Origin of the sequence: Lentibacillus juripiscarius (genome assembly GCF_042685205.1) — a bacterium.
Lineage (GTDB): Bacteria > Bacillota > Bacilli > Bacillales > Amphibacillaceae > Lentibacillus > Lentibacillus juripiscarius.
On the sequence record NZ_JBHUNA010000007.1, the window covers coordinates 1 to 13,965 of the forward strand.

The following is a 13,965-nucleotide window of genomic DNA, read 5'->3' on the forward strand; positions in this document are numbered from 1 at the left end:
TCGTACTCCAATCCTTTAAAAGTTAGTTCAGTGTAGTAATCTACACTAGGTGCGACTGCCCGTCGCACGAAAAACCCCGCACCTATACCAGTGCGAGGTTTTCATTCATCTTCGCCGATTTTATTATCTTGTGTTTTCGGAAGGCGGCCAGCTTTTTTGGCTGATTCCCGCAGTAAAAACTCGACATGACTATTGACACTCCGGAATTCATCTTTTGCCCAGGATTGCAGGATTTCGTACAGTTTCGGGTCGATCCTTAATGGAAAATTCTTTTTTTTAGCCATCGAAACCCTCGCTTATCATTGGTACAATGAACCCGTGTTGACGACTGGCTGTGTACCGCTTTCCGAAACAATCGATACGAGCAGATTATTAACCATCGCAACACGCCGCTCTTCATCCAATTCGACTGCGCCGTCCTGCTCAAGCTGCTCAATGGCATCCTGCACCATGCCAACAGCTCCCTCAACAATTTGCTTGCGGGCAGCGATAATGGCACTTGCCTGTTGACGCTGAAGCATTGCCTGCGCAATTTCTGTAGAATAGGCAAGATGGGTCAGGCGCGTTTCCATAACTTCTACCCCAGCAACTGTCAGCCGTTCCTGTAAGTCTTTTGCCAGATGGCTGGACACTTCTTCCGCATTTCCACGCAGTGTCATTTCATCCTCGGTGAATGTGTCATATGGATATTTTGTAGCAACAGCACGAATGGCTGTTTCACTTTGAATTTCCACAAATTTTTCGTATCGATCCACATCAAATACAGCTTTTGCAGCGTCAACTACTCTAAATACGATGACAGCAGCTATTTCAATTGGATTCCCATTGACATCATTTACTTTCAGCTTTTGACTGTTAAAATTCCGAACGCGGAGTGAAATGGTCCGTCTGACGGAAAATGGAACTGTTATAACAATACCTTCTTTTCGAATACTGCCCATATATTTTCCAAGAAAAATAACAACAACTGACTGATTCGGCTGGACCACTGTTATACCGCTTCCGAGTACGATAGCGATCACCAAACTAATAGCACCTAAAACAAAATGTTCCTCAAAAAAGCTTAAAACGGTAACAGCCAACAGGACAGCAATTGCAAGAATACCTGCATACCCATTCATCATCCACGCTTCTTTTTCTCGTATCACCGTGATAACCACACCTTCCTAAATAGTTATATTAATTCTATATTATTATGATATCACAATTGTATATTTTTGTAACCTATATTTACGAATATTTTTTCTAATAAAAACTTCGGCATTCGCTATAAAACGGTGCCGAAGTTTTTATCCTAAGTCCTAGCCTACTTCCAAACTGCTGACTGGACTTTTTTCATTTATAATTACATACCCATCTCCATCGGTTCGGACAGTTATATCGCCGAACGTTGCTGTAGGATAAATGGCCGTATCCACTTTTCGCAAATTCTCCATAACCCGGTCAACAGGGTGGCCAAACTTATTATTTTTGCCATAGGTGAGAATGGCTGCTTCGGGGATAACCTCCTTAAGAAACTCCAGCGAGGTGCTTGTATGTGAACCGTGATGAGCCACTTTCATTATTTCCGAATCCAAGCTGTACTTTTTCATTAGTTTCTTTTCCTGTTCTTTTTCCACATCACTCATTAGCAAAAAATCCAATTCTTTGAAGGTCACTTTCATAACAATCGATGACTTATTGGTTGATTTGGTTCCTTTATTTGTGTTCAATATTCGTACTTTCAGCTTAGGATCCAGTTTAATCAGATCATTCCGCTCAGCAATATCGATTGGAATTTGCTGTTTTATAATCTGACTGACATATCTGGCATAGGTTCTAGTCGAATTCATCTTCCCGGTATCGAGTATCCGTTTTACTTCGAATGTTTTCATAACTTGAATCAAGCCGCCAATATGATCAATATCCGGGTGTGTGGCGATCATAAGGTCGATTTTATTGACGTTTTGCTCCTTCAGGAACTTTACGACCTTTTTCCCTGCTTTTGGCCGGCCACCATCGATGAGGATGTTCTTGCCAGAAGGAGTCTGAATCAGCATACTGTCCCCTTGCCCAACATTAATAAAATGTACATCCAAATCTGACTGCTGCTCTGCATGTATGTGTGCTGAAGGCGTTAAAATGGAAGTAAAAATGATGGTAAGCGTGAATATGATTGTATGTCGGTGCATAAAAAACATCCTTTTAATTCTGGTTATGTTTTATTTTTTCACGGATTGAGGGTTCTATTATGCGCATGAATGAATGGAAATATTTCTAATTGGATGGAGTTTCATTGTACTCGGACTGGTCTTAGATGTGGACAGGTTGATTTTTTCCATGCTTTGGTTGATATCTGCCTTATACTGGTTGATACTGACACAAATTTGGTTGATTCTTCCTCGAACAGGTTGATATTTCCATGCTTTGGTTGATACCTATCACATTCATCCTCCATTCACGCATACCAGCAAACAAAAAGCCGCTGAGCGAGTCAGCGGCTTTCCTTTTTTCTTTATTGATTATTCGTCTTTTCCAACAACAATTTCGCCATTGTCTACATATACTTTCACATTTTTTATTTCTTCATTTTCCAGGATCAGATCCGTCAGCTGGTCCTCGATTTTATCCTGGATGACGCGGCGCAGTGGCCGTGCACCAAATCGGCGGTCATAACCAATGTTTACCAGCTCTTCCTTGGCTTCATCGGTAATGGTGATGGAGATGTCATTTGCTTCAATCGTATCCTCAAGGTCGGCAAGCATCAGGTCAACGATGTGCAAGAGACTGTCTTCTTCCAGCTCATTGAACTGGATGATGCTGTCAAACCTGTTCAGGAATTCCGGTTTGAAATAACCACTTAAATTTTCCAGTGTTGATACAGAATCATGTTCATCTCGGTTGAAGCCGACGTTTACTTGTTTTTCGCCTGTTCCCGCATTGCTGGTCATGATGATAACCGTATCTTTAAAGCTTACCGTGCGTCCATGTGAATCGGTTAGCTGGCCATCTTCCATAATTTGCAGGAACATGTTTTGCACATCTGGATGTGCTTTTTCAATTTCATCCAACAACAAGATGGAGTACGGATTCCGGCGAACTTTTTCGGTCAGCTGGCCGGCTTCTTCATGTCCGACATATCCAGGTGGTGATCCAATGATTTTCGAGACAGCGTGTTTTTCCATATACTCACTCATGTCTAGCCGGATCAGGCTATCACGGGTGCCGAACAGTTCTTCCGCAAGTGCTTTGGTCAATTCCGTTTTTCCGACACCGGTCGGTCCGACAAACAGGAATGAACCAATTGGACGGGACTTTGATTTCAGTCCAGCACGGCTGCGGCGAACAGCTTTAGCCACTTTCTGAACTGCTTCATCCTGGCCGATGACTTTTGCACCAAGCTGTTCAGCAAGATTCCGCATTTTTTCCTGTTCATCTGCTTGCAGTTTCGTGACAGGGATACCGGTCTTTTCCTCTACAATCAATTGAATATCGGAAATATCCACATCGATATCCTGCTGTTCGTCTTTTGCTTTTTCAAGCTGTTTCTGCAGCTGGATTTCCTGATAACGCAAGTGTGCTGCCCGTTCATAGTCTTCTCGTTCTGCTGCTTGCTCTTTCTCACGGACGATTTCATTCAGCCTGTTCTGAATGGAGTCGGAATCCTTTTCGGCGTTGTCCAAGTTAAGCCGTGAGCCGACTTCATCCATCAGGTCGATGGCTTTGTCCGGCAGATAACGGTCTTGGATGTAACGCTTGGACAGTGTCACAAATGAACGGATCGCCTCATCGGAATAGCGCACTTCATGGAATTTTTCGTACCGGTCTTTAATGCCGTTAAGAATGGCAACAGCATCTTCCTCAGATGGTTCGTGCACCATGACCGGCTGGAAGCGGCGCTCGAGTGCAGCGTCTTTTTCGATTTCACGATATTCTTTCAGGGTCGTTGCACCGATCAGCTGGAGATCGCCGCGTGCCAGCGCCGGTTTCAGTATGTTGCCGGCGTCCATTTGCGAGCTTTCCGCTGTGCCGGCGCCAACCAGAAGATGTACTTCGTCGACAAACAGGATGACATCGTCTCGTTGCTGCATCTCCTGAACAAGCTGTTTCATACGTTCCTCAAACTGTCCGCGCATGCTTGTGTTGGCTACGAGTGAAGCGACATCCAGAAGGTAAATTTCTTTGTTCATCAGTTTGGCAGGAACTTTTCCTTCTGTAATTTTCAACGCCAGTCCTTCAGCAATGGCTGTTTTACCGACACCAGGTTCACCAATTAGCACCGGGTTGTTTTTATTCCGGCGGTTCAATGTTTCTATAACGCGTTTGACTTCATTATCGCGTCCGACGACTGGGTCAACCATTCCTTGTCTGGCTTCATGGGTGACATTTTTGCCCATTTGTTCCAGCAGGCTGTTATCATTGCCGGATTGCTGTTTCGTTTTCGTTCCAGTGAATCCCTGGCCCTGGCCACCATTGCCCTGGAAAAAGCCAGATGCAAAGTTGTCTTGCTGGCCATGACTGAAGTCACCGCTCATCATACCATTTTGTATTTCGTGAAAACATTGATCACATAGATGCATGTTCATTTTTTGCTGGTTAATCTGCATAGACATGTTTATTGTTGCTGGACGAATACCACAATTTTGACATTGCATATCCGATTCCTCCTTTATTATGTGAAGGTCATTTTTCATTAACTTTGACTTTGACTTTGACTTTCTTTGACCTTTCAATTGTTATTATACTCTGACCTTCTTTGACTTTCAAGTACCTACGCTCAATTTTTTTGATAAAAATTTTATCTGTTTGCGCAGCTGTCGTACCACGAACGTTTTCTATATTATATCTCAGGTCTTTCCTTAGTGTTATTACCATTAAAAAGCTGCCCCAAACGTGGAGCAGCTTCTAATGGAATACTATTGTTTTACTTTTTCCTTCTGCCTCAGCTCGACACGTCTGATCTTCCCTGATGCCGTCTTCGGCAATTCATCGATAAACTCAATTTCTCTTGGGTATTTATACGGTGCTGTCCATTCTTTTACATGATTCTGCAGTTCTTTGACCAAATCCGGACTGTCAACTGCATCTGCCTGCAGCACGACGAATGCTTTGACAATATTGCCGCGGACCTCATGCGGGCTTGCCACGACGGCGCATTCCTGGACAGACGGATGTTTGACCAATGCGTCTTCCACCTCAAACGGTCCGATCGTATAGCCGGAACTGATAATGATATCATCACTCCGGCCTTCAAACCAAAAATACCCATCATCGTCTTTTGATGCCTGATCACCTGTCACGTAGTAGTCACCGCGTTGGGTCATCTTTGTGCGTTCAGGGTCTTTATAATATTCAAGGAACAGTGCCGGGCTGTCTAATTTAACAGCAATATCACCGATTTCATTTGGTGGAACCGGGTGCCCGTCTTCATCAATAATTTCCACTTCATTGCCTGGCGTCGGTTTTCCCATGGAGCCCGGTTTCACTTCCATGTCTTCCATGACACCAAGCAGGAGCGTATTTTCTGTCTGACCATACCCATCTCTTACTGTTATATTGAAATAATGCCGGAATGTATCAATCACTTCTCGATTGAGCGGTTCACCCGCCGATACCGCGCTGCGAAGGGCTGGGAGCTGATAGTCTGCCAGATTATCGACTTTTGCCATCAGTCTGTATTCGGTCGGGGTACAGCACAGTACATTAATGTCATAATCCTGCAGCAGTCCGAGGTATGTCTTCGGGTCGAACTTGCCAAGATAAACGAAACCAGTTGCGCCACATCCAAGCACAGACAGAAATGGACTCCAGATCCATTTCTGCCAGCCAGGACCTGCTGTTGCCCAGACACGGTCTCCCTCATTAATGGAAAGCCAGTTTGCCGGTGCTGTTTTTAAATGGGCAAATCCCCAACCATGCGTATGTACGACCCCTTTTGGATTTCCGGTGGTTCCTGACGTATACGGCAGAAAGGCAACGTCATCTCTGGACGTATCCGCCATTGCCAGTTCATCGGAAGCTTCAGCTTTTAGCACATCCAAATGATGCCACCCATCAGCAGAGCCGCCGACCGTAAACAATGTCAGCTGATCATATTCCTTTACATCCTTAAATTCATCAACGAACGGATAATAACTGACAACCGCACTCACTTCCCCATGGCTGATCCGGTACTGCAGATCCTTTGTTTTCAGCATTTCCGAACTGGGAATGACGATCATCCCGGTTTTCAGAGCAGCAAGATACGTTTCATATGCCGCAATGAGCCTCGGTATCATGACGAGTACTTTATCACCTTTCTTGAGCCCCTTCTCTATGAAAGCGTTGCCAATTTTATTTACATTTTTCATCAGACGACCATACGTAATCTCCTGTGTATCCCCAGCTTCATCATGCCAGATCAATGCTTGTCTGCCAGGACTTTCTGCTGCATAACGTTCCATTTCCATCACAATGTTATATGTTTCCGGAGCAATCAAATCTTCCCGCTTCATCCTATCAACTCCAATTTTAGAATTATATTTAGTATAACAAACCTTGGGAAAATTTTAAATAAACATACTGAAAAGCTTACGTGTGACTGTTTCATATTAAATAACCCGCTGCTGATGAATAATCAATCGAAAACAGCTGAAAAATCCGAGAGACCGAGATGATTCCGCACTCCATCAGGGTTTTCTTACCCTTATCAGCAATTACACTGCTAAATTAATACCCAGCACTCTTCAAACCCACTCACAATTCCCCGATTGGTTTCGGTTAGCACGCCACGACCAGCCGTAACAGATCGTAACAACCGTATCATGTGGCTGCGCTAATCCGTGCAAAAAAAATCAGCATGTGAAATATTTTTTCCATTTCACATGCTGCGTTGCTGTTTTTGCTTCAACCCGGTCAATCAATACCCATAAATAGGACGCGGAAGCATATCTTTCATTACCATATGGTCCAGGCTTTTAAATTGATAGCCTTGTTTCTTAAGGGTCGTGACCAGCTTATCCAGTGCTTTGGCATTGTCAGATGATACGGTATGAAGAAGGATGACCGCTCCAGGATGTATGTTATCCATAATATTTTCATACGCATATTTCCACCCTTTCTGATCCCCTGTGTCCCAATCAACGAATGCCAGCGACCAGAATGTATGAATGTAGCCCAATTCTTTTGACCATTTGAGCGTTTTCTCATTAAACATCCCTTTTGGCGGGCGCAAATATTTTATGTCCTCCTGGCTGGAAACCTTTGAAACTGCCTCCTCGAGCGATTCAAGTTCCTTGCGCATCGTCTCCTTTGTCACAACCGTGAAATCTGGGTGATGGTAGGAGTGGTTCCCAATAATATGACCTTCGTCTACCATTCGTTTGACAAGGTCGGGCTCGCTTTCCACGTAATGCCCGGTTAGGAAAAACGTTGCCGGCACATTATGCTTATTAAGCACATCAAGAATATTGTCGGTATATCCTTCCTCATACCCGTTATCAAACGTAAGATACAATACTTTTTCCCCGGAATCATCAGCGTAATAAGCACCATACTCCTCGAGAATCTGCTTATATTTGCCAATGTCCGGCAGTTTATGTTCTTCATTTTTCTTGAATCCCCAGCCATATCCGCTCTGCGCACCGGCATCTGACGGAAATGAAGAAAAAGCAAGGAAAAACATGAAGAGCATCGCAGCTAAAGCAATAACCTTTCGCATAGCGCACCCCACTTTATTTTTTCCTTACTTTGTCCATAAGCAATCTATTTTATTCTCTGATCTACAGAACCATTGCGGCAATCCACCCAAACAGAATTAGTGGAATATTGAAGTGGATGAATGTTGGTACACATGTATCCCAAATGTGGTGGTGCTTCCCGTCAGCGTTCAAGCCTGATGTCGGACCGAGCGTACTATCCGAAGCAGGTGAACCAGCATCCCCGAGTGCACCTGCAGTACCAATTAGCGCGGCCGTGGCCATCGTGGAAAATCCGGCAGCAAGACAGATTGGAACATAAAGCGCTGCAATAATCGGGATTGTTCCAAACGACGATCCTATGCCAATTGTTACCAACAGCCCAACAAGAAGTAAGATAATAGCAATCACACCCTGGTTATCACCAAGGAAACCTGACGACATTTCCACGAGTGCATCAACAGCGCCCGTTTCCGTCAAAACTTTACCAAAGCCGGATGCGACCAGCATAACAAAGGCGATTTGTCCCATCATCGCAATACCATCTGCCATGACCTGTTCTCCTTTTCGAAATGGGACAACGACAAGTGCAAACATCAGAATCAGTCCTGTTAGTGCACCTGCAATTAAGTTGCCGAATGCCAGCTGTACTGCCAGCGCTCCGATGATAGCCACCAATGTCAAAAGGTGTTTTTTATTAAACGTTACGTTTTTCGTATCAGGCGCAGTAAAATCCACATCACTTCCACCCGCACCTGGAACAGATTCCCGTTCCTTCCGATACGTGAAAAAGATCGCAATCAAAAGACCCACAATCATGCCAGACCCCGGAATCAGCATGGAAAGTGCTGTTTCTCTAATTGTAATGTCAGCACCGTTCTCGGTCATCCCATTCATAATTGTTTCATGGAAAAGCAGACCGAAACCGGCCGGGATCATCACATAAGGCGCCTTCAGACCAAATGTCAGTGCAGTTGCTACACCGCGGCGGTCTATTTTCATTTCATCAAACAGTTTCAATAATGGCGGAATTAAAATCGGTACAAATGCAATGTGTACCGGCACAAGGTTTTGTGACAATGATGCAACGCCGGCAATAACCAATAGCATCATCGTTTTCTTCCCGGTTAATACTCTGATTAAAAAATTAACTAAAATAGCTGTAATTCCTGTATAACTAATCGCTACAGCAAATGCACCAAGCAAAATATAGCTTAACGCTGTGCTGGCCTGGCCACCCATGCCGCTAACCATCAGTTCAATTGATTCAATCACATTAAGCCCGGACAAGAGACCTGCCGTTATAGCAGCAGCGATAATCGAAACAATAACATTGACCCGCAGTAAGCTGAGAATCGTCAGCACTAATACGGATATGATCACAACCCATTCCATCTGCGTTTCCCCTCTCTGCCTTCCTTTTATACTTTATCATGATAAAGCAATGAAGCGAATAAATCAACCCCTCAAATGACTTTTTTATGGAAAAGATTCACTCAACATTTATAAACGCCCCATTAAAAAACCCCGGAAGTCCCGGGGTTTTTAGGGTTTCTGGTTATTCCAATTTAAACGAGAAGGAAACGTGATCCTGAATCGGTATCCATGAACCGATTCCTTGTTTAGTCACGTTTTTTACGACAATGGATTTGTCATGACCTTTCAGCTTAAAGTACACTTCGCCGAATGTCACTTGGCCTTTTTCGTTCACTGCCGGCGCGAATGCCTGGAGCTGTCCGAATTTTTTCGGCGGCACACTGTACGAGTTTTCCTTCTCCGTATTTTTTCCAACGACAGCTGAATAGGCGAGCGGCAATTCCACCTTATCCTTCGCCTTTAACAGCATCATCTTTTTTATGTCGTCCGGGTTGGCAATTTTGTTCGTTAGTGCACCTTTTATTTCTTTCTTTTTCTCTTGATTATAGTGCATTTCCTTTTCAGAATCGCCGCCTATGTTGTTCAGTTCATTCGTGTTTATTTTCTGGTATTCCCAGTTAATGGTTGTCTCACCTGATTTATAATGCAGCGGCCACCGACCAATGTACACCATTCCCCGGTACCCAAAAGCAAGTGGAGAAGGGTTAATGGAGGTCTCATTAAGCATTTTGATCAGATCGGGGTTGGTAATCTTCACATCCGCCCCTTCGATCAATTCTTTTGTCAAATCACTTGGTTCAACCACTTCCTGATCCTCGGTTGAGTTCGGGTACGTATTTTCTTTGGAAATGTTCAGGACATGGCTCGGTACTTCAAATTCTGCTTTTTCTTCTGACTTTTCGTCCGCTTTATCCTTATCCTTTTCTTTTTCTTCGGCCATGCCGTTGATAGGAAAAAGGAGTACAAGAACCAAAGCTATTATCAAGTATTTCCACTTTTTCATGTGTCCCATTCCTTTCATAAAAGGTCGCTTACGCTTTTATTTATCTAGCTCCAGCGACCAGCGACTAGTGGACTTCCTTCACCTCCGTCCGGTAAGTCAACAGCGATTCACTTATGCTCACCGTGCGGCCAGTTAAGAAGTTCGGCTAAAATCGTCGCGATGCGCGACAACGCCGAACCACCTGCGATGCGCAGGCGCAGTCCATACGTCGCTAGGCGGTCGCTTACGCTTTTAAGTATAGTTTTTTCGGACACATGGATATTATACTTTTTATTTTCAGCGGCTCAGTTCAATCGTTTCGAGGGTTTCTTCAATTGTAATACTATCCTCAACAGAGCGGACCATGGAACAATTTTTTCTTGCAAGGGCCAGGTTTTTGTACAGCTTATCATCATCCAGGTTGTACCCTTTAATGACGTAATGCAGATCAATCCGCTCAATGCGATTCGCTTCATCAGGGTTGCGCTCCACTTTAGTCTGGATAGTCAGATCCGCAATTTCTGTCCGCTGTTTCTTTAAAATTTTACGGAATACCGAAGCACTGCACCCGGCGATGGAGGCGACCATCAGCTGGAATGGCCGGAATCCATATGTTTCATCTCCGGATATATCCAATTGTCCATATTCAAGATCAATGCGCATGCCTTCTTCTTTCAAATGAAAATCCATCGTTTTCGCTCCTTTATAATATGATCCTGCTACCTTCCTTCCCCTTTATCGTACACTAATACACATGTTTTCATAAAGTGAAACTTCAATCAGTGGGAGTTTCGACGCATAGGACAGGGAAAGATGCGGCAGCAAAGCATCATCGTGAGAAAAAGTGCTTTTCTTTTTGTCGAGGACGTCGCGTTTATCGGCCGGGCTGTTTATCCCCCATCTTCACGTCTCTGGCTTTTCCACGTTTAGAGGTGAGGTGTTACAGCCCGTTAATGCGTGATAAAATCATTTGTGTTGACCTTTCAAAAGAGAACAAGTACATTAAAAATCGGATTAGCACCCTTCGAAAACAGGTGATGCACATGGTTTCGGCAAAAACACGATTTTGGATACTCATAGCACTTGTCTTTATTTCTGGCTTTTCACAGGGAATGATTCTGCCGCTGATGGGTATTATCCTGGAACAAAATGATGTCTCCTCAGCGATTAATGGACTGCACGCAACAGGACTATACATAGGAGTGCTCATTGCATCGCCATTTATGGAAAAACCAATCCGCAAATTCGGTTTTAAGCCACTTATCATGCTTGGCGGTGTGCTTGTCTTTGCATCATTGGCACTTTTCCCCGTCTGGCAGTCGCTATGGTTCTGGTTTATCCTGCGTGTCATGATTGGCATCGGGGACAACATGCTGCACTTTGGTACGCAGACGTGGATCACAACAACGAGCGTCGAGGAATCACGCGGGAAAAACATATCCTACTATGGATTGTCATTCGGACTCGGATTTACGATTGGGCCACTGATGACAAGACTTTTAGAAGTCCATCAGGCGCTTCCCTTCCTTGTGTCAGCGGCGCTTAGCCTTGCTGTCTGGTCATTGATGTTCGCTGTCCGCAACAAATTTCCAGAAGACGATAACTTCACAACAAGCACAAGTTCCATAAGCCGGTTCATTCAAACGGCTAAAATCGCCTGGGTTGCTTTTTTGCCGGCATTTGGGTACGGCTTTTTGGAAGCAACCCTGCATGGCATTTTTCCTGTATATGGACTTCGTATCGGGCATGATGTTGATCTGTTATCACTGATTATCCCTTGCTTTGCAGCGGGCAGTATCATAACGCAGATTCCTTTGGGCATGCTGAGCGACAAAGTCGGCAGAAGAAAGATCCTACTCGGAGTCATCGCAGGCGGCAGTGCTTGTTTCTTTCTGACCGCGTTTTTTGAAACATCGGTAATAGCACTGTTCATTTCATTTGCCGTTTCGGGTATGCTGATTGGCTCGCTGTTTTCGCTGAGCATTACGTTCATGACCGATTTATTGCCATCTTCACTCCTCCCGGCGGGCAACCTCATGATAGGCATTTCATTCAGCATTGGCAGCATTATCGGCCCTTTCCTGAGTGGGCTGTTTCTTGACGTTTTCCCGGGTGTATCGTTTTTCACCGTCATCATCTTTATGCTTGCCGTTCTGTTCATTACTATTTATGTTAAACGCGACAAACATGTGCAATACAGCTGAATGCTATGGCATGCAAAAAGGACACTCCTATCGAGTGCCCTTTTTTATCATATAAACCTGCTGTACCTGGCCTCCAGCCGGTCCTGCATAAAAGAAATAAGTATACAAATTGGCCAATAAATCAATGCAACTAATATATACAGTGTCATGGCATCAAATTCCCTGCCAACGACAATTTGGGTGCGCTGAAACAATTCCGGGACAGTGATGACAGCGGCTAGTGACGTTGCTTTCACTATATCCATGAACACGTTCGTCAATGGCGGGATGGCAATTCTTGCAGCCTGTGGCAAAATAATCAGCCACAACGTCCTCCAATACCCTAAATTAAGTGATTTAGCTGCTTCCCATTGGCCATCATTAATGCTATTCAGCGATGAACGATCAATTTCTGCAATGTAGGCAGCACTGTTCAGTCCAAAGCCGAGGGATGCCGCCATGATTGCACCAAGCTCAATTCCCAAATACGGCAGGCCGAAATACAGGATAAACAGAAACACTAGAATTGGCGTTCCGCGCATAAATGAAATGTAAACGCGTGCGGGCCATCGTAAAATGACATTTGCAGAACTTCGCGCCAATGCGAGAAACAATCCTAAAGCAAGGCCAAGAGCCATTCCAGCCAGAGCAACACCAATTGTTGCCGGCAGTCCTTTAAGTATAAACGGTAAGCTTTCCCATGCCAGTTTCACATCAAAAACGCCGCCAAAATCAAATCCGTTCATTCTTTAAAAGTCCAATCCATCAATTTCCCGAATGTCCCCCTCGGGTTTTTTCGAGGCATCCTCTTTATAGAACTTTTTGGCCAGTTTCGTTAGTGTGCCATCTTTCCGCATATCAGCTAATACATCGTTGACTTTCGCCTGTAACTTATCAGCACCATCTTGCATGATGACGCCTTGTTTTGTCGGGTGAAACTTCAACTCCGGGTGCAGCGTAAGATCAAATTCCGGGAAAGCGGCAATACCGAACTTGGAAAGATAATAATCATTAATAACGACATCGGTTCTGCCATTATTTACATCACGGAGGTAAGCTTCATTTGGTGCATTACCATATGTTTTCACCTCAGCCCCAAACTTGCGTGCAATTTCACTGTAAACAGTGGAGGCCGCTCCTCCAGCTTTCTTCCCTTCCAGATCTTCAAGTTTATGTATGCCCGAATAACCATCTTCTCTGACCACCATGGTTGTATACGAATATTTAATTGGTTCACTGAAAGCGAATTTTTTCTTTCGTTTATCCGTTACTCCCATCCCTGCCATATCAATTCGTCCGCTTTTAATGGCAGCTAGCACACTGTCGAATCCTATTATTTCAAATTTGATATCCAAGTTGAGACGCTTGGCAACTTCTCGCATAACTTCCACTTCGTACCCTGTCAGCTGTTCCTTGTCTTTCCCTTCTCCTTCGTAATAGGAAGCTGCAATTAGTGTACCTGATGTTCCAACAACGATTTCACCGGCTTCCTGAATTTCTTTCCACTTTTCATTATTGCCATTCTCCTCACCGCTGCTCTCCGCAGCATTGTCGGAGCATGCACTTAAGACGAAAACAATTACAAAGAGCATAACGGCAGCTTTCTTGATAGACATACATCCCATCCCCTCTCTTTTGTTATATATAAAATTTTGAATTGATTATAACAGTATATAACTGATAATTCAACATTATTCTGAACTGTATTCATATTAAATAACATGTGTACTAGTCGCTCGCTGATTTTTCATTTTTTCCATTGACACTC

The 13,965-nt window shown here is 44.2% G+C and carries 12 protein-coding genes; 1 reads left to right on the forward strand and 11 read right to left on the reverse strand.

The window, feature by feature from the left end:
* Positions 1-101: 101 nt before the first annotated feature.
* From ACFSUO_RS04090 to ACFSUO_RS04130, 9 genes are all read right to left on the reverse strand, one after another.
* Positions 102-284 carry a toxin-antitoxin system HicB family antitoxin gene (locus ACFSUO_RS04090; protein ID WP_382391344.1) on the reverse strand — a complete coding sequence of 61 codons (183 nt, stop codon included), beginning with the start codon at positions 282-284 and terminating at the stop codon, positions 102-104.
* A 15-nt stretch (positions 285-299) separates the two neighbouring features.
* A complete protein-coding gene (locus ACFSUO_RS04095) occupies positions 300-1,145 on the reverse strand; it encodes an SPFH domain-containing protein (protein ID WP_382391639.1) in 846 nt (281 codons plus the stop codon).
* Positions 1,146-1,301: 156 nt separating this feature from the next.
* Positions 1,302-2,171 (reverse strand): ComEC/Rec2 family competence protein, encoded by an 870-nt coding sequence (locus ACFSUO_RS04100; RefSeq protein WP_382391346.1) that lies wholly within the window; start codon positions 2,169-2,171, stop codon positions 1,302-1,304.
* A gap of 330 nt (positions 2,172-2,501) precedes the next feature.
* Positions 2,502-4,634, reverse strand: a complete 2,133-nt coding sequence (locus ACFSUO_RS04105; RefSeq protein WP_382391348.1) for an ATP-dependent Clp protease ATP-binding subunit — start codon at positions 4,632-4,634, stop codon at positions 2,502-2,504.
* Positions 4,635-4,895: 261 nt separating this feature from the next.
* Positions 4,896-6,473, reverse strand: coding sequence for an acyl-CoA synthetase MbcS (mbcS, locus tag ACFSUO_RS04110; RefSeq protein ID WP_382391350.1), 1,578 nt, complete (start codon positions 6,471-6,473; stop codon positions 4,896-4,898).
* 404 nt (positions 6,474-6,877) lie between these two features.
* Positions 6,878-7,678 carry a delta-lactam-biosynthetic de-N-acetylase gene (gene pdaA / locus ACFSUO_RS04115; RefSeq protein ID WP_382391352.1) on the reverse strand — a complete coding sequence of 267 codons (801 nt, stop codon included), beginning with the start codon at positions 7,676-7,678 and terminating at the stop codon, positions 6,878-6,880.
* 61 nt (positions 7,679-7,739) lie between these two features.
* Entirely contained in the window at positions 7,740-9,050 is a 1,311-nt protein-coding gene (locus tag ACFSUO_RS04120; protein WP_382391354.1) for a Na+/H+ antiporter family protein, read from the reverse strand.
* Positions 9,051-9,213: 163 nt separating this feature from the next.
* Positions 9,214-10,035 carry a YfkD famly protein gene (locus ACFSUO_RS04125; RefSeq protein WP_382391356.1) on the reverse strand — a complete coding sequence of 274 codons (822 nt, stop codon included), beginning with the start codon at positions 10,033-10,035 and terminating at the stop codon, positions 9,214-9,216.
* Between the two features lie 276 nt (positions 10,036-10,311).
* The gene (locus ACFSUO_RS04130) at positions 10,312-10,704 is read right to left on the reverse strand and encodes an OsmC family protein (protein ID WP_382391358.1); all 393 of its coding nucleotides are present in this window, start codon (positions 10,702-10,704) and stop codon (positions 10,312-10,314) included.
* A gap of 263 nt (positions 10,705-10,967) precedes the next feature.
* Here ACFSUO_RS04130 and ACFSUO_RS04135 point away from each other — a divergent pair, with 263 nt between their 5' ends.
* The gene (locus tag ACFSUO_RS04135) at positions 10,968-12,218 is read left to right on the forward strand and encodes an MFS transporter (protein ID WP_382391360.1); all 1,251 of its coding nucleotides are present in this window, start codon (positions 10,968-10,970) and stop codon (positions 12,216-12,218) included.
* A 47-nt stretch (positions 12,219-12,265) separates the two neighbouring features.
* Here ACFSUO_RS04135 and ACFSUO_RS04140 read toward each other — a convergent pair whose 3' ends face one another.
* Together ACFSUO_RS04140 and ACFSUO_RS04145 are read right to left on the reverse strand one after the other, a co-directional pair.
* Complete coding sequence (locus tag ACFSUO_RS04140; RefSeq protein WP_382391362.1) at positions 12,266-12,943, reverse strand: amino acid ABC transporter permease; 678 nt, start codon at positions 12,941-12,943, stop codon at positions 12,266-12,268.
* A 3-nt stretch (positions 12,944-12,946) separates the two neighbouring features.
* On the reverse strand, positions 12,947-13,813 hold the full coding sequence (locus ACFSUO_RS04145) for a transporter substrate-binding domain-containing protein (protein ID WP_382391364.1): 867 nt from the start codon (positions 13,811-13,813) through the stop codon (positions 12,947-12,949).
* Between the last annotated feature and the right edge of the window lie 152 nt (positions 13,814-13,965).